The following is a 17,288-nucleotide window of genomic DNA, read 5'->3' as shown; positions in this document are numbered from 1 at the left end:
TTATCTACCATTAAACGACCAATGAGGTTTGTCTTTGCTTCCGAACCAATAAACTCCGTAGCTGGCGCCAGCTTCTACTAAGTCTTTGAATTCATTTATATCTTTTTCCGTGCCGTCGAATATTTTTATCTTTTTACCTTTGTAGCCAGAAATGGTCATATCGACAGCTCTTCGTAAATTATGATTTGATTTTGCTGGCTTTCCTACTGGATTATTTCCTATGCCATAGGCCGAAACCATCCTCGCCGCGGCTTTTATTGACTCTTCTTCATCTATTGTTCCATCGGCTTTTTTATGACACCAATCAATATTAACGCCATCCCATTTCGGTACTTTTTCGGGCTTAATTTTTTTTCTTGCAATTTCCGCAGCATAGTGCATCAAATAAGATCTTTCGATTGGACGGTAGGTGGTCGATATGCGAACACTAATTCCTGACTTTCTCATTTGCCCAATAAACTCTATTGCACTTGTCTTAAATGGTTCAATCAATTCGGTTAGACTTGTGCTTGTGGGAAACTTCTTCACCCATGAAACTCCACTAACTTCTATTGGGTGTGAGCTAATTAGTACGACTGGATGATTGCTTTCAGTTCTTTGATTTGTTTGTCTTGAACCTTTTAGTTCTGAAATTTTATCATGTGAATTTTTGTCTGATTTTGTGGCCGTATTTTTTGCATGATTATTGGGGATGACGAGGTGTTGTCTTTCGAATATTTTATTTTCGTTTACAATATTGTTTACTTTTTTAAAATCATCGACGGTGAGGTTGTATTTCTGTGCAATGCTAGCTAAAGTTTCCCCCTTTTTTACAATATGAATATTGTTAATCTCGCTCTTCGGCTTGTTATGGATTGCTGGTGTGGCAGTCTGTATCGCAAAGGGAGCAATTATTGTATAAAAATCTAAAAGTTCATTTACTTTTCCGATCAGAATTTTCTCTGTTTTTTGTTCGATCCCTTTGATGTGTATTTCGATTTCTTCTTTAAAGAAGCTAGAAAATATCTCGGGTAGCATCCCTTCTTTATTTGTTTTTAATACGGTTGATCCTTTTTTATCTTTGATTTTGATTTCCGTGTTAATTATTGGGTTTTTTAATGCATCCTCAAATTTTAGGTTAACAGGTTTTCCAAGTGGCACAATTTCGCCGGGGATAAATCCTTCTTTCTTTCCTATTGCGCTTATTAATTTATCAAAGTTTGCTGGTGGTATTTCTTTTATTATGTCACTTGGTTTGATGTCCGCTTCTTTAGAAAGGTATTTAATATATCCTTCTGTGTCATTTGAGTCTTCAGGAGGGGCGTAAGCATACATCATTTGAGATAATGTGCTATCGCCATATACCTCTTTAATTAGCCTTATTTTTTCTTCTTTCCCTTTTTCTGCACTTTCAAATATGCAAAAAAGTCCTGACTTTGATGTTCTTTGCGCATATCCAATAACGCCATTGACTTTGCGCTTCCCCGGTTTTGCCATGTTGCCAGGATTGTTTAATCGCCAAGCGAAAGATCCACCTATATAAAGCGTAATGTTTCCATCTTTATCTGTGTATTTTGCTGTTTTATTCTCTCTATCATAGGTTGCGCTAACAAACATTTATTACTCCCATGACTCATGTTCTAATGCATCAAATGCGTCCAAGTACTTATTTTTCGTAGTCTTAGTTTCTGTTTCTATAAATTTTGGAATTTCCGCTGTGACAGTAAATTTATAAAAATGTATTTTAATGTTTGCCTTTCCAATGCTACAGTCTCGTTCAAGGTCGCTACGCTCTGCTCTTGCAAAGAGTAGTTCATTGTTGCGTTTGAAGAAGGCAATGCTTTGTGTATTACAATCCATGTTGTTTATTTCATTTGAATAATACGAAGCGGGCCCTGTTTTGTTTATGTTTTGAATGATTATCCATTCGCCGGTTTTTCCTGACGGTAAAAAATATCCTGTAAAGAAATCTGATTCACTCCCGGAAACAAATTTCCCTTTAGATTTCGTGATTGCAATTGCAGCTCCTTTCTGCTCTATAAAGTTAATTCCGTTTTTTAAATCGATTTTTTTTATCTCGTTTGCGTATGATGTTTCTGAAATAATAAATACAAAAATAATATAAATTGCGATTCTAATCGTTAGCATTTTGGATCTCTTTTCTGATTTTCTCGTCATTAAAAATTTGCTTGGTAACAAATTCTGAAGAGAAAAAATGGTCGTTACTTAAATTTTGTGGTAATTCTACTTCGGTGTCTGTAGGTGTGTAATCAAGCTCTTCATCATGAATGTGGTCATGGTCTGAACCACATTCACATCCATGTATATCCTCATTTTTTTCAGATAAAACTTGCCACGGGCCATCATTTCCTATAATGAGCTGAAGAGGTTGGGCATGATCCTGATAAATTCGGGATGTTCTCCCGTAATCATCTAAACTACCTTGCCCAACAATCTCCCCATCTTGATTGATATATTTATACTTAATCGACGAAGTTCCATTCAATTTCAAACTGTCTTCAATTTCTTTGTCAATAGTTGTTTTTATGCTAAATGGCTTGGGCTGTGTTGCAATAAACTCAGGATGAGTTTGCTGCATTTGTGTGCCACCACTCAATATGTGATTTTTCCCTTTAACGCTAACTTCACCTGGACAGTGAATTTCGATATTTCCACCTTTCAACCGGATATATCCGCCACCGCATGCAAGCAAAATCTCATCACCGGCAACAATTTCAACTCTCTCTTTACACGCCGTTATTTTGACGTTCTTGTCAGCAGTGATCTCCACGTCATCACTCTGCGCCTGCATCTGCACTTTGCCCTTCGCGGCGACCAGTTTGATCGCAATGCTGTCTTTGATGCCACTCACAAACAGACTGATGTGCTGGCCAACATTATGAATCCAGCGCCGACCCGTGGTTTGGTTGTTGTCCCGCTGCACAACTTGGTCGATATTGCTGCCGGCGCTTTGGGTCAGGCTTTGTGGTGTTGTAAGAGCAAGGCCGTCCTGGCCGTGGATCATCAGCAGCGGTTGCTGGCCAGCTTGGTCTTCTGATTTGGTTTTGCCCTCTGAATCCGTATTCGTGCCTGCTTCCCAGCTTTTCGCGGCGTGAACGTGGTGGTGCAGGTGGCCGGTTTTGTGCTTCTCGCCGTTAGAGTTATCGGGTTTGATCGTTTGCTCGTTCTCACCGGTTTCGATGGTGTCGGCCAGTTGTTTGGTCGCGACTTCGCCGAGGCTTTTCGCGAGTTCGAGCGCGGATTCAAGCTGGCTGCTGGCAGGGTTGCGGTCGAGCTGTTTACCCGCTGCGCCGCCTTTGGCTTCGGTGGTGAGCAGTAGACCATGACCAGCGCGAATCGCGCCGTGGGCGTCGGTTCGGAGTTCAAACCCTTCGCCTCGCGTTTCCCCTTTGCCATTCGTGCGTGGGTGAATCAGGTAGCCGAGGTTCAATTGGGTTTTGGCGTGCTCGCTGCTAAGTTTGGTGCGCACTTGGCCGGTGCTGTCGTCAAAGAGTAATTCGCCGTACTGGCCACCTTTGTATTCTTTACTCTTAATACCCGATAGCGTTTTATTGGCGGGTAGCGCACCTGCACCGCTAAACGTCGGCGTCGGGTGGCTGCCGTTGTAGACAACGCCAGTGATGATTGGTCTATCGATATCGCCTTCGATAAAGTCCACCAGCACTTCTTGCCCGATACGTGGGATGAATTGATGGCCCCAGCTCGCACCAGCACTCGGATAGGCGACGCGGATCCAGCACGATGATTTATCGTCGAGATTGGCACCAAAGTCGGCATGTTCGTTGGGCCGTTGCCAGTGAAACTGAACCTTGATGCGGCCCAGTTCATCGGTGTGGATTTCTTCACCCGCAGGCCCCACCACAGTGGCGGTTTGCACACCACGCGATTTGGGTTTGGCGAGTTGTTCACTACCCGTGCCATTCACATTAAAGGCAGGTGTAATCGGTTGACCACGCCGTTGGGATTTGAATTCAACCCGATACGGTGCCGGTGTATCTGTCGAACCATTAGCGGCGGTATTGCTTGCCAATAGGCTTGGAGCAATCTGGTGCAGTTGCTGCGTTAAATCATGCGGCAGATTGTTGTGAGCAGTGAAGGTGAGTTCGGTAATCGCAAACTCACGTTGCTCAGCGCTATCCCATTCGTGCGCAGGGTGATCTTCCAATCGAAACCATTGGCCTGCTTGCAAACTGCGCAGCGTACCGCTGCCGCTGAATGATTTCTTTTGCCCATCATGCGCTTGCTGGCGCAGTTGCGCGTAATGACTCAGTTGCTCAGAGTCGCTGGCGTAGTACAGGCTTTGCGGGTCGTAGTCTTCGAACGAGGCTTGTAACTGCTGCCCACCGTCGCCTTGATCCACTGCGCTCTCGTCACCGCTGTGGCTGGTGTTGCTGGCTTTGTAATCAAAGGTGGCTAGTGCAACGTTGTTACTGCCGACTTGGCGTTGTGAAGTCCATTCGAGCAGAGCATCAGTTTCTTCAGTCGCATCGGCGCGATGAAAGCGGACTTGTGAATCGCTGGCTTCAGGAAGCGCAAACGCATCGTCAAAGACGACCAACTGCACTTGTGGTGAATCGGCCGGCTGGTGTTCAAAGCGCCACGCCAAGCCTTCCTCGTGCATCAGTCGGAGAAGGAAATCGTAATCGGATTCGCGATACTGTAAACAGTAGGAGCGCTGGGGGTGAGCGCCACTAAGTTTGAAATCCAGCGTCTGGACTGCCGCAAACACTGAGTTCGCCGCCTGATGTTCACCAATCACCTGTTTGATGATGTCGGGAACCGAAATATCCTGAAAAACACGTGAAGTACGGCGATGGCGCAGCAGCGCAAACGGCGGTTCGACCTGCAAACCATACTTGGCAAAACCACCGTCCGAACCGAGCAATTGAGCTTGCGACACCACACCGCAACGCTCAATGACGCCCCCCTCAGAATCCGTAACACCTATCACCACGGGTAAACCGAGCAGCGATTTGAGTTCAATCGCACCATCGGGCGACAGGCATTCCAGCGTGTAGCGATAAGCCTGATTCACCCCCTCGCTACCCGTCACCGACTGCGGCAACAGCTGCTCGCCCCAAGCGCTACCGTCGCCGAGTTGGAGGGTGATCAGGCGTTGGTCTTGGTTGAAAGCAGCGGCAAAGGAAGAAAGCAGGTCAGTGATATTCATAAGGGCTGTTCCGATTAGCGATCGCTTTGGACTCGATAGACGTTGGACGAGAGCTGTAAAGTGGCGTCAAAGCTGACAGGGGGACGATGCGGATGCACTTTGAGCACCGCATCAACGCGAAAACGCAAATGGCGCTCCAACTCCCGTGGCGCGTCCAAGCTAATACGCACGCGTGATAGGCGTGGTTCGTGGCGCTCGATGGCTTTGCGTAGGCGTTCGCGGAGCATTTCTCTATCGTCGGGGTTGAGCAGGCTCACGCCCGATAAATCGGGGATACCAAATTGCAGCATCGAATCGTTCGCAAGCGGATGCGCGTCAAATAGCTCGACCTGATCCATGGTGCGGGTATTCAGAAGTGCTTCCAGATCTCGCGCGAGTGAGCGGCGAAATTGCGGTAATTCAAACAGCAAAGAGCCCGCCGATTGGGTGATATCGGGTTCATCATCTAAGAGCCGATCCAGAATGGATGGCAGCGTGAGTGTTTGACGACGGGCGAGGCTCATTGCGATTTACACTCCCAGCACTTTGCTTAAATCGTGAGCGAGCAAATAGCGATAGGTCAGGAAAATGCCCGCGCCGACCAAGGCCAGCAGCGCGATGTATAGCCATAAGGGCAATTCGTGCCGCACAAAGGCTTGAAAGCGTTGTGGTAGTTTCCAGTTGGGTGAAAAGGCCGCTTTGCCGCCGCGCACTTGGGTGATTTCTTGTCCAACACGTGCGGTTAGGTAGCCTAGTTTTTCTTGCCCTTCGAGCAGGTATTTACCTTGAAAGCCCAGTAATAAGCAGGTGTGGAACACTTCAAGTGCTTCGATATTGGCGTTCGGATCGCGACGTAATACTTCAAGCCGGTCAAAAAAACCTTCACCGGCTAAATGCTCGCCGAAAATACGTAATTGCAGCGGCATGCGTTCCCATTCGTCGCGCAAGCTAAATTCTGACGACAGAATAATTTCGTCCATCAGCGCGCAAAAAGCATATTTGGCTTCGCTAATGCCAAGACCTTCTTTATTGAAATTACGCGCATTTTTTTCAAACTGAGCCAGAAAATGGTCAACGCGGCGATTAAATTCGGGCGCACTACTGGGGGCGTTGCCGTCACGCAATAAAAACAATAGATAGACGCCATCTTCCATTAGTTCGCGCAAGCTCGGCGCGGCGGGTTTGGCAACGGTGAGTGGATGAGCTTCAGCGACAGCTTGATTCATTGTTTAATCTCAGCGAAATACAGCGATTAGTTCGAGTTTTAAATCAGACAGTGATTGCGGCACATAGATGCAGACGCTGTGCGATTGCAGCATGCGCTGGAAAATATCGCCGCGCGGTTCAAGCGCGAAATAGTGATTGCCAACACGCACGGGAATCGCCGACGGTGTTTGCGCGGCGTACGACAGGCTGACGCCCCGCATGGCCGAGTTGAGGATTTTTTCCACATCGTCTGGCGCGCCGATTTTGAATTTCAGCGGCACGGTTTCGATCACAGTGGCTGCCGACTGCTCGCTCTGGATCGACAAGTAGAAGTCGACATTGTCGAGGAAACGATCGCTTTCCAAGTGGCCGATGTAGAACGATGGGCGCGGTGAATTGAGCGGGATTACGGCGTAGCGCGCCGAAATGACGGTATCGAGTAATTCGCGGATTTGCGTATCGAGTACCGGCAGCGTTTCGTGCAAAGCTTCATGGCGATAGGGTGGAATGTCGGCCAGCGTATACACCGATGAAAAGGTTTGTAGCTCACCACAGAATTCAGCCAATGAACGATAGAGTTCTTCGGGGTGGAGCGGCTCGCATTTGACCAAGTGATTTAAACGTGCAAAGTTGCGGTTCACTGTATGCAAGAGCCAGAATGACGCGATATCGGTGGTGCCATACTCCATGACATTTTTAGCCCGCTCGCGATGCGCACCGGCCAATGCTTGGCTTTTAACCAGCAAAATATCGAGCAAGCGACGCAAGCTTTGCTGTAGCTCGCTGATCGCGCTGATCGTTGTTGCGGGTGGATAAAAATCGTTGCTGATCGCCCACTGGCCAGTGGCATCTTTGACGATGCGACCCAGCGGGATCGAATCGTAACCATCCCGATTTTCTTCCTCAACCATTAGGCGAACGTCTAGCTCCAGCGTCGTTAAATCGGCTTCTAACGCTTGAGTGAATAAATCCGCAACGCCAGTATGTGCGTTGCGATAACGGGTGGGTCTGGCCGCAGCTTGTTCCGTTGATTGAGTATTGCCACCATAGGGCTGCAGTTGAGCCAGGCAGGCGTACAGCACAGAGCTCACACCCAGCTGGGGAATTTCATTTAGGTTGCGCGAAAGAGGTAACGGCTCCGCCTGTGGTGCTTGAAATAGCGTGCCATCGCGAAACAGTAGCTCCAGCGTATCAATCCGCACTTGGCCGCCACGCAAAGCGGCTAAATCAATGTCTAATTTTTGCAGCCCCCAAGCGTGACGCGAAAACAATTGGCGAATTTGCGCTTGCTGATTGTCATGAAAAATAGCTTGTTGCTGGAAATGTTGCGGGCGAAGAAACATGCCTTCGCCCCACAAAATCCGTTTGGTTCTCAACATTGAGTATTTGCTCCAATACTGCTTTTTATCTGGCCTAGCTGGCTATACCAGTGTGGGTATATGAGTTATTTGATTTTCTTGGTGCTCTTCGCAGGTGCAATACCGCAATTGGCCTGAAAGTTCATGGGTTGACCAGGGATCAACTGAGCTTTGGGAGAAACTATCTGCAGATAGCAATCTTCCGCTTTGATCGTGAGCTGTTTGCTATCGCGTAAATCCTCGGCCTTGATCAGGGCGCGCCAGAATTGAGGATCGGGCTTACGGAAAAAACCAACAACTGCAATAAATTGCGTCTCAGTTTGCAGGGTGATGGGGAGATTGCCTTGTTGGCCTGGCAGCATCACGAATTCGGATTGTGCAATCAGCGTATTACCGAGCAATTCATTGCTCGGGCGGCCACTAGCAAAAGTATCAAAGGTGAGGCGAGTAAATTCATCTGCCGACTTGAGTTGATACAAATGCAAAACTAAGGACAGTGATTTTCCAGAATTGTCACGGTTGATCACTGCGGCGGCATCGCCTTGGATCTTGAGATCGACCGGTCCTTTGCTGGCGCATCCACTGAAAAATAGGCTTAGCAAAGCAATGCAAATAAGGCGTGAAAAAGGGGTAAAGCTGCGCATGGTACTTTCTTGTAGTTGAATTTAGAACCTGTGTTTGGGTTTTGGTGGGGGAAAACCCAAGCAATGGCAGGCCTTTATATCATGCGTTGCGTCATGTATCTGTGAGGTACATTACGTTGTTGAAAGCTAAAATCAATTAACATCGAGCGAAATATAAGAAAATTATAATTGTTGCGTAAGCATTTTGGTGTTCGATTTTGCTGTATATCTCATTGATTCTAATTGTTTTGTTTGCTTCTTTGCTGTGGCTTGGGTGGCGGTTTTTCTTGCCAGCCCGCGAAATGCTGTCAGTAACAAGTGAAGTTGTGAGCGAAAAAGCGCTACTGAAACCGATCGAGCTAGTAGAGCTTGAGTCTGAATCTGACAATGATGTTGTTATTGTAGATAGGCAAGGAAAGCGAAAATTGGTATTGCCATTTGCAAGCATCGTGTTGGTGATGGCGGTCATTGCGGTGACGTTAAGATTTAATAGCTTGCATGTTTTAAAGCCTGTTATCCCGCAGGAATATGTCCAAGCACTTCACATTCAAACGACTTTTGCTGAAGCGAAGCTTGAACCGCCAGCCCCTTTGCCTCCGGATGTTTTTGTTAATGCAATTGCAGCCCGTCCAGGGCTGGCAACTGCCGATCGTGACTGGAGCAAACTCAATCCACAGTTTGTGCAACAAGTGTTGCTGCTCATGAAAAAAATGCAGGAACGTGGGTATCCGCTTGCTTTGCTTGAGGGATATCGCAGCCCTGAGCGGCAAGATGATTTGGCGCAGCTCGCAAATGTAGTGACTAAAGCCAAGGGTGGCCAAAGCAAGCATCAATATGGCATCGCCGTCGATTTGGCGCCGATGAAGGATGGCAAAGTGGTGATTTCCGAGAAAGACCCTTGGGCTTTTGATGCCTATCAGGCGCTAGGCGAAGAAGCTGTCGCACTGGGGCTGACTTGGGGTGGTAAGTGGTCATTCAAAGATTATGGGCACATCGAGCAAACAGGTTCGCTCGCGGTGCTAGTGAAAAATAAATAACAAGTACTGATTAAGTTTTGGAGAAGTACGTAATGAAACATTGGCTGCGCAATGCCAAAGTCACATCCGCAATTGGTTTTTTGATTCTGATTGCCCTGATTTGGTTTTTAGGTCCATGGATGGGGCTGGAAAGTTTGGAGTCTCGCTTTGGCTGGATATTAGGCGTCATGCTGCTGTGGGTGGTGACCTTGCTCATTGGCAATGTGATCGCTAGCCGTGCTGGTAGCGTGATCGAGAAAATGCTGACCAAACAAGCTGATGACGCGGTGATTGGCGCTAGCGCAGATAAACGAGCTGAAGTGAATTTATTGCGCCAACGGATGCTCGGTGCGATTGATACGCTAAAAACATCGCAATTGGGCAAGGCACGAGGCAATGCTGCCTTGTATGAATTGCCGTGGTACATGATTATTGGCCACCCTGCAGCAGGTAAAAGCTCGGCGATTTTACAATCAGGCCTGACATTCCCATTTAGTGACAAAAGTGGTATTCAGGGGGTGGGCGGTACGCGCAATTGCGACTGGTTCTTCTCCACAGAAGGAGTTTTGCTCGATACCGCCGGCCGCTATGCCACGCAAAGTGAAGACCGTGTTGAATGGCTTGAGTTTCTTAAGCTATTAAAACGCCATCGTTCTAAAGCGCCTGTGAATGGCATTTTGGTCACTATCAGTTTGCCCGAACTCGCTCAACATCAAAGTGAAGGCTTTGCTTTATACGCGCGCCAAATTCGGGAACGCATTCACGAAATTGAAGACGTATTTGGTCTGCAAGTACCGATATATTTGATTTTCACCAAGCTCGATTTACTGGGTGGTTTTGCCCAGTTTTTTGAGAGCATGTCGGATGCCGAGCGCAATGGTGTTTGGGGTAGTACGCTCAGCGCAGAGCAGGGCTCAGGCTTTGATGCTAGCCATGTTGTGGCCATGCAGTTTGATGAAATGTATCGTGGACTGATGCAAATGGGCGAAGAAAAACTCGCCGAGCATCGTGGCAATCAAAACAAGCCCGCCTTCTTTGCGTTCCCGATCGAATTTCACGCGCTTAAAGAAGCCGTGAGCAAATTTGTTAAGTTGCTTCAAGAAGACGATCCATATCACGCTCGTCCATTACTGCGTGGTTTTTATTTTTCCAGTGCATTGCAAGAAGGCACGCCACGAATCGGTGCTGCTGCCCGCGTTTCAAGCCAATTTGATTTAAGCCGTTCAGGCTTTGACGCGCGCCAAGCGCCTGCTTCGTATAGCTATTTCTTGCGTGATCTATTCCGGGACGTCATTTTCCCTGATCAACATCTGGTTTCGCGGCAAACTCGTCCCGCGGGGAGTCGTTGGCGTTTAGCTGGGATGCTGGCTGGCTTATCAGCATTGGCACTGTGTGCCGGATTATGGACTTGGTCATACATTGGCAATCAGAAGTTGATGGCCAGTGTGAGCGCTGATCGTGCTGCTGCGCAAAAATTGGTTGCGACAGGTCAGGTGTACGACAAACTGCAAGCGCTTGGGGTATTGCAAAAGCGTATTGAAGAGCTGCAATCGTATCGGCGCAATGGCCACCCATGGCAAATTGGGATGGGCTTGTACCAAGGCAAGGAAATCGAAGTTGCTTTGCGTAAAGAATACTTTGATGGTTTGCAGCAGGTTATGTTGCAGCCGGTGAAGAAAAACCTCGAAGAATCGTTACTTCAACTGGCCGCAAATAAGCCAGTGGAGGTGATTCAGCCTGCCGCGACACCTGCGCCAACCGCTGCACCTGTTACAACGACAGTGCCAGTGAAACCCGCTCCGAAGAAACATGCACCAAAACCGAAAAGTAATGGTTTGCCGAATGTGGTGATCAGTGCTGCTCAGGTTCCACAGCGTGCTACAGCAGCACAAGCAAATCAGCCAGCTGCAGCAAGTCCAGCCCCGGCAAGATTAGATCAAGGTTATAACGCGCTTAAAACTTATTTGATGCTGAGCGATCGCTCGCGCATGGATGAGGCTCACTTAACCGATCAAATTCCACGCTACTGGCGTGCTTGGTTGGAAGCGAATAAAGGGAATCGTAGCAATGAAGAAATGGCTGCGGCAGCCGAACGCTTAGTTGCGTTTTATGTCAGCCAAATTAAAGAGCCTGATCTGCCCTTGATTCAGAATAATGGCAAAACGGTGAGTGAGGCCCGGGAGGTGTTGCGTGCATCACTCAAGCGCCTGAGTGCGACTGAGCGGGTTTATAACGAAATTAAAGCGCGTGCGAATACACGTTTTGCCCCGCTTACCGTGCCACGCATCCTCGCCAATAAAAACGGCGATGTGATTGCGGGTAGCCAGATGGTTGCTGGTGCATTTACCCGTGAAGCTTGGGATCAATTTGTTCGTGCTTCTATTGAAGAGGCAAGTAAAGGGGAAGTGAAAAGTGATGATTGGGTTTTAGCCTCTTCATCGCACGACAATCTGGGCAAAGACGGTAATTACGAAAAAAACAAAGCTGAGCTCGAGGCGCTGTACCGTCAAGAATACGCTGCCGAATGGAGAAAATTCCTGCAGGGCGTTGTTATTCGCGACTTTAACACTATCCCAACAGCAGGCAATGGCATTGCGCAATTGGCTGATACGCAAAATTCACCAGTAAAACTGATCTTGGCGCGTGCGGCCTTTGAGACCGCGTGGGACAACCCATCTGAACTTTCGCGCAAGATTGAAAATGCCAAGCAATCGATGCTGGAAAAAACCACAGAGTTTATCAAGGGCAATAGCCAACCAAAGACCGCAAATGTCGCTGAATTAGGCGAAGTAGGTAAACAATTTGCTGGTTTAGCGCGCTTGGTACAAGCCGATAGCGTTGGCGTAGCGCCAATCAATGCCTATTTCGAACAATTGGGCAAACTCAAAGGCAAAATGAACCAGATTGCGAGTAGCGATCAACCCGGCGCCCAAGCGCTGCCGCTGGTACAAGCAACGCTCAATGGCAGTGGTTCGGAGTTAGCCGATACGTTGCAAATGGTTGATAACACCTTACTTAGTCAAGTAAGCCCTGAAACCCGCGAAATGGTTCGACCAATGCTGGTGCGGCCATTGATTCAAACCTATGCAACATTACTCAGCCCAGTTGAGCAGGATTTGAATGCCGCTTGGCAGCGTGAAGTGTATGGGCAATGGAAAACGCTGTCGGCTAAGTATCCATTTAGCGATTCGGCTAATGAAGCTCCGATGGCCGATATTGCGAAATTCATTAAGCCTGATGAAGGTACTGTTGATAAATTCACCGACAAATACCTCAATGGTTTAGTGGTGCAGAAGGGCGACACGATGACGCCCCGCACTTGGGCCAATTTAGGTATTCGATTCAACCCAACCTTTCTTGTTGGGGTAGGACGTTTGAATGCATTGGCTTCAAGCCAGATGATGGATTCAGCCAACATAAAATTTGAATTGCAACCGATTCCCACGCCCGGTATTTCAGAAATTCGTTTGGATATTGATGGCCAGGAATTGCGCTATCGCAACGGTCCACAGCCTTGGCAAACATTCAACTGGCCAGGTAACGGCAATACCCAAGGCGCACGCATTCAAGTCGTTGCCTTTAATGGTGCGAGCTCCGTGGTGAGCAGTCAGCAGGGGCGAATGGGGTGGATGCGCTTAATTGCACAGGCTCAAGTCGAGCAGCAGGATGCTGACTCTGCGGTACTCGTTTGGAAAAATAAAAACTCGGCAGATGAAGTCATTCGTTTCAATTTCCGAGTAGTCAGTGGCGTTAATCCGCTGCAGCTTTCTGGTCTTCGTAAACTGTCATTGCCAGACCGCGTGACAATGTAAGGTGTGCAATGCCAATTAATTTTAAACGTACGCAAGATATGCAATTGCAATTCTCAATTTTCGGAAAATTGCCGCGTCGTGCCGACTTTATTCGGATTAATGCAACCCATCCAGCCGCATTGGATGTTGATCAACAATTAGCCGATAGCTTGAAATATATTTCACTTGAAAATGAATGGCAGCATCGTTATTTAGCCATGCCTGCAAGTGAATTTATTTTCTTTAGTCATGATCAGAAATGGGCATTTGTTGGGGTTGCCATGCCAAGCCATGATGAGGCTTCTAGGCATTATCCACTCGTGGCAGGGATGTGCGTACCCAGCGAAGTGATTCAGGGTACAGAAGCTGAGTTTGTTTTAGCCAATGAATTATTTTTTAGCGGCTTAAAAGATCAACTAAAAAGTGCTGCAGATAATTCAGTAGAAATGCTGGCTTGTCGACAGTTTTTAGAAGATCAAATGGCTTTTAGCCAGCGTGCTGGTGCAGATTTAGAATTAGCTGCGCAATTACTTGATCGGCACATGGCTAAAACTGCTGCTTGGGATTTAGATCGGGCTTTACAGGATCAAAATGCTGATCTTGAATCGATGATCTTGGCATTTGCATTTTATTTGCAAATGTCACGTCGCTATGGAAATAGCATGCCGGGGCAATTATTTCTATTACCTTTACCCACTGGTTTGGGTGAAGAAATATTAGGCGCTTCTGTCTGGTTATCTCTGTGTCGTGCAGCAACCCAATCGCAGGGTAGTAATCCAATTTATTTTGCCTTTGTCAGTAAAGAGTCACAGCGTTATCTTGCCCTTTCATTTTCAAAAATAAATGAGCAGCAATTAGCCATGCTGTGGGGTAAAGAGCTCGACTCTCGGCAAATAATTAATGCTGGTGATATGCAATCTCCATGGCGTAGCCATCAGGCTTATGCCGAAGCATCGTATATTTTAGGGCGCCAACTGAGTGATCCGACGCTGTCGTTACTAAAATTGCGCGATATTGTGTTTAAGGTTACAGAAACGATCAATTAAGGTTTGATTTAACTAAAATTTTATTTATTTGGGAATCAAAATGGGTAAAGAAAGTACACAAAAAAAACTATCGCGCGTACGTCCACCTCGTGTGCAGATTACTTACGATGTTGAAATTGGCGATGCGATTGAAAATAAAGAACTGCCCTTTGTTTTGGGTGTTTTAGGCGATTATGCGGGGCACAGTAAAGAGCCACAGAAAAAACTGAAAGAGCGAAAATTCGTTCAAATTGATCGTGATAATTTCGACGATGTCTTAAAAGGTATGGCACCACGCCTGGCGATGAAAGTCGATAACAAATTAAAAGACGATAACAGTCAAATGTCGGTTGAGCTTAATTTTGAATCGCTTGCTGATTTTGAGCCTCAAAATGTCGTCAATCAAATTGAACCATTGAAGCAATTACTCGACGCACGTAAACGTCTAGCTGATTTACGCAATAAAGTGGTCGGCAATGACAAGCTCGAAGAATTGCTCGACGAAGTGCTGCGTGATACCGAAAAACTCAACCAAATTAGCCATGCTCGCCCTGCGGCAGTAAAGGAGTAATCAATGAGCACCGATCAACAAGTTCTTGACGCCCCAGTCGCCGCGCCAGCCCAAACAAGCAGCCTGCTCGATTCAATTATTGAAAACAGCAAAATTGCGACCAATGATTCTGAGAAAAACCATACGCGTGATCTCATCAGCGAATTGGCTGATCAGGTGTTGGCAGGCACTGTCACTGTTTCGCGTGATCTTACCGCCAGTATGGACGCGCGAATTGCAGAAATTGATGCGCTGATTTCAAAGCAATTGAACGAAATCATGCATCACAATGATTTTCAAAAGCTTGAAGCTTCATGGCGTGGTCTGAAATATCTCACCGCCGAATCTGAAACTAGCACGATGTTAAAAATCAAAGTGCTCAACGTTTCGAAAAAAGATTTAGTGAAAGATTTCAAAGCATCGGCTGAATTTGATCAAAGTGCTCTGTTTAAGAAAATCTATGAAGAAGAGTACGGTACCTTCGGTGGCGCACCCTACGCTGGTTTGATCGGCGACTTTGAATTTGGCCGTCATCCAGAAGATTTTTACCTGCTTGAAGAATTATCACACGTAGCTGCGGCTTCGCATGCGCCATTGATTACCTCGGCGGGTGCAGGCTTATTCGGTCTGGAGAGCTTTACCGATATTGGTAAACCACGCGACTTAGCTAAAATCTTCGATACCGTTGAATACGCTAAGTGGAAATCATTCCGTGAGTCTGAAGATTCTCGCTACGTTGGCATGGTGTTGCCGCATGTATTAGGCCGCTTGCCGTATGGTCGTGAGACGAGCCCAGTGGAAGACTTCGACTTTGAAGAAAATGTCGATGGTACCGATCACAGCAAATACCTGTGGACCAATGCTGCCTATGCCTATGGTGCGCGTATGACTGCCGCTTTTGCCGATTTTGGTTGGCTTGCCGCAATTCGCGGTGTTGAAGGTGGTGGTCTGGTTGAAGGCTTGCCTGCCCATACATTTAATACCGACGATGGTGAAGTTGCACTCAAATGCCCAACTGAAGTGGCTATAACGGATCGCACTGAAAAATTGCTATCGGACTTGGGCTTTATTTCACTCGTTCACTGCAAAAATACCGATTACGCCGCGTTCTTTAGTGGCCAATCAACGCAAAAAGCCAAAACTTATAATACCGATGCGGCCAATGCCAATGCGCGTCTTTCAACCCAGCTACCGTATATTTTTTCGGTATCGCGGATTGCGCATTATATGAAATCAATTATGCGCGACAAAATTGGTAGCTTTGCATCACGCCAAAATGTGCAGGATTTTCTCAATACCTGGTTGGCGCAATATGTATTACTCGATGATTCAGCAAGCCAAGAAGCTAAAGCGAAATACCCATTACGCGAAGCACGTGTTGATGTGGTAGAAGTTCCTGGCAAGCCAGGCGTTTATCGCGCAGCGGCATTTTTACGCCCGCATTTCCAGCTCGATGAACTCACCATTTCCTTGCGTCTAGTGGCCGAATTACCTAAACCCACTCGTTGATGCAGCGAAACTAAGAAGTAAATTCTTTAACTTTATTGGAGTTTGGCAATATGGCATTTGATGCTTTTCTGAAGATCGATGGTATTCCAGGTGAATCAACTGATGATAAACATAAAGATTGGATCGAAATTCAATCTTTCGCTCATAAAATCGAGCAACCTGCGCAAGCGACGGCAAGTTCAGCAGGTGGTGCAACTGCTGAGCGTGTAAATCACGGCCAATATGAAATTACCCACTTTTTAGATAAAGCAAGTCCAAAAATCTACGAAGCATGCTGCACGGGTAAGCATATTAAAGAAATTACCATTGAATTGTGCCGTTCAGGTGGCGACAAAGTGAAATATATGGAAATCAAAATGGAACAAGTTTTGGTTTCTAAAGTCGTACCGCATGGCTCAGCCAATGATGAAGGCTTCCCAAGTGAGTTGGTAAGCTTTAGCTACGGTAAAATCAAATGGACTTACACGCAACAAAAACGCAGCGATGGTGCTGGTGGTGGTAATGTGAGTGCAGGCTGGGATTTGACCGCAAATAAAACAATCGCCTAATTCCATTTAGGTTTGATTGTCAAATCGATCTGCCGTAATGGCAGATCGATTATTTTCAAATTGAAGGAAATCAAATATGAATAGCGCAAAAATTCTTCTCGGTAGTAGTGTTCTTGCCTTTGGGCTGGTTTTGAGTGGATGCCAATCAAATCCGTCGGCAGCCCCAAAGCCAACACCAACTCCAAGTAGTTCAGCGGTGAAAGTGGTGCCAACACCGATCGTTGCTCGCGATCCTTATTTCCTCGATTTTGATAAGTTATCCGCTAAATTAACGCCAGAACATGAAGCACAATTGCAAAAACTAATTCCACAGCTAAAAGCAGGAAAAGCATTTGTTGTCCGCGGCTATAGCAATAAGAAAGAAGTGGGCAATGCAAAAGATGGCGCCTTGGCTCGTGCATTAAATGTAGAAAAATACCTAATTGAGCAGGGTGTACCGGATAAAAAAATGAGTGTTCGATATACCACCGAAGATAGTAAGCATGGTGTTGAAATCGATATTAATGGTTAATT

At 46.8% G+C, this 17,288-nt stretch carries 14 protein-coding genes; 7 read left to right on the top strand and 7 right to left on the bottom strand.

Going from position 1 to position 17,288, the window contains the following annotated elements; genetic code table 11:
• From HZU75_RS07045 to tssJ, 7 genes are all read right to left on the bottom strand, one after another.
• Complete coding sequence (locus HZU75_RS07045) at nucleotides 1-1,596, bottom strand: LysM peptidoglycan-binding domain-containing protein (protein ID WP_180308426.1); 1,596 nt, start codon at nucleotides 1,594-1,596, stop codon at nucleotides 1-3.
• 3 nt (nucleotides 1,597-1,599) lie between these two features.
• Nucleotides 1,600-2,127, bottom strand: coding sequence for a hypothetical protein (locus HZU75_RS07040; protein WP_180308425.1), 528 nt, complete (start codon nucleotides 2,125-2,127; stop codon nucleotides 1,600-1,602).
• Entirely contained in the window at nucleotides 2,114-5,170 is a 3,057-nt protein-coding gene (locus tag HZU75_RS07035; protein ID WP_180308424.1) for a type VI secretion system Vgr family protein, read from the bottom strand. The genes HZU75_RS07040 and HZU75_RS07035 overlap by 14 nt, the downstream gene beginning before the upstream one ends.
• A gap of 14 nt (nucleotides 5,171-5,184) precedes the next feature.
• Nucleotides 5,185-5,673, bottom strand: coding sequence for a type VI secretion system baseplate subunit TssE (tssE, locus tag HZU75_RS07030; RefSeq protein WP_180308423.1), 489 nt, complete (start codon nucleotides 5,671-5,673; stop codon nucleotides 5,185-5,187).
• A 6-nt stretch (nucleotides 5,674-5,679) separates the two neighbouring features.
• Nucleotides 5,680-6,375, bottom strand: coding sequence for a type IVB secretion system protein IcmH/DotU (gene icmH / locus HZU75_RS07025; protein WP_180308422.1), 696 nt, complete (start codon nucleotides 6,373-6,375; stop codon nucleotides 5,680-5,682).
• A 9-nt stretch (nucleotides 6,376-6,384) separates the two neighbouring features.
• The gene (gene tssK, locus HZU75_RS07020) at nucleotides 6,385-7,734 is read right to left on the bottom strand and encodes a type VI secretion system baseplate subunit TssK (RefSeq protein ID WP_180308421.1); all 1,350 of its coding nucleotides are present in this window, start codon (nucleotides 7,732-7,734) and stop codon (nucleotides 6,385-6,387) included.
• A 65-nt stretch (nucleotides 7,735-7,799) separates the two neighbouring features.
• Nucleotides 7,800-8,357, bottom strand: coding sequence for a type VI secretion system lipoprotein TssJ (gene tssJ / locus HZU75_RS07015; protein WP_180308420.1), 558 nt, complete (start codon nucleotides 8,355-8,357; stop codon nucleotides 7,800-7,802).
• A 266-nt stretch (nucleotides 8,358-8,623) separates the two neighbouring features.
• Between tssJ and HZU75_RS07010 the strand changes: the two genes are divergently transcribed.
• The 7 genes from HZU75_RS07010 to HZU75_RS06980 all read left to right on the top strand — a co-directional run bounded on the left by HZU75_RS07010 (nucleotide 8,624) and on the right by HZU75_RS06980 (nucleotide 17,286).
• Nucleotides 8,624-9,373: a M15 family metallopeptidase gene (locus HZU75_RS07010; protein WP_228028226.1), complete on the top strand. Its 750-nt coding sequence runs from the start codon at nucleotides 8,624-8,626 to the stop codon at nucleotides 9,371-9,373.
• Between the two features lie 32 nt (nucleotides 9,374-9,405).
• Nucleotides 9,406-13,164 (top strand): type VI secretion system membrane subunit TssM, encoded by a 3,759-nt coding sequence (gene tssM / locus HZU75_RS07005; RefSeq protein WP_180308419.1) that lies wholly within the window; start codon nucleotides 9,406-9,408, stop codon nucleotides 13,162-13,164.
• Nucleotides 13,165-13,172: 8 nt separating this feature from the next.
• Nucleotides 13,173-14,189 carry a type VI secretion system-associated protein TagF gene (tagF, locus tag HZU75_RS07000; protein WP_180308418.1) on the top strand — a complete coding sequence of 339 codons (1,017 nt, stop codon included), beginning with the start codon at nucleotides 13,173-13,175 and terminating at the stop codon, nucleotides 14,187-14,189.
• Nucleotides 14,190-14,229: 40 nt separating this feature from the next.
• Complete coding sequence (gene tssB / locus HZU75_RS06995; RefSeq protein WP_180308417.1) at nucleotides 14,230-14,739, top strand: type VI secretion system contractile sheath small subunit; 510 nt, start codon at nucleotides 14,230-14,232, stop codon at nucleotides 14,737-14,739.
• A gap of 3 nt (nucleotides 14,740-14,742) precedes the next feature.
• Entirely contained in the window at nucleotides 14,743-16,227 is a 1,485-nt protein-coding gene (gene tssC / locus HZU75_RS06990; RefSeq protein WP_180308416.1) for a type VI secretion system contractile sheath large subunit, read from the top strand.
• Nucleotides 16,228-16,277: 50 nt separating this feature from the next.
• Nucleotides 16,278-16,775 (top strand): Hcp family type VI secretion system effector, encoded by a 498-nt coding sequence (locus HZU75_RS06985; protein ID WP_180308415.1) that lies wholly within the window; start codon nucleotides 16,278-16,280, stop codon nucleotides 16,773-16,775.
• A gap of 76 nt (nucleotides 16,776-16,851) precedes the next feature.
• Nucleotides 16,852-17,286 (top strand): OmpA family protein, encoded by a 435-nt coding sequence (locus HZU75_RS06980; RefSeq protein WP_180308414.1) that lies wholly within the window; start codon nucleotides 16,852-16,854, stop codon nucleotides 17,284-17,286.
• Nucleotides 17,287-17,288 lie beyond the last annotated feature (2 nt).

It is taken from the genome of Chitinibacter fontanus (assembly GCF_013423785.1).
Lineage (GTDB): Bacteria > Pseudomonadota > Gammaproteobacteria > Burkholderiales > Chitinibacteraceae > Chitinibacter > Chitinibacter fontanus.
This window is presented reverse-complemented; position numbering and strand designations above follow the sequence as displayed.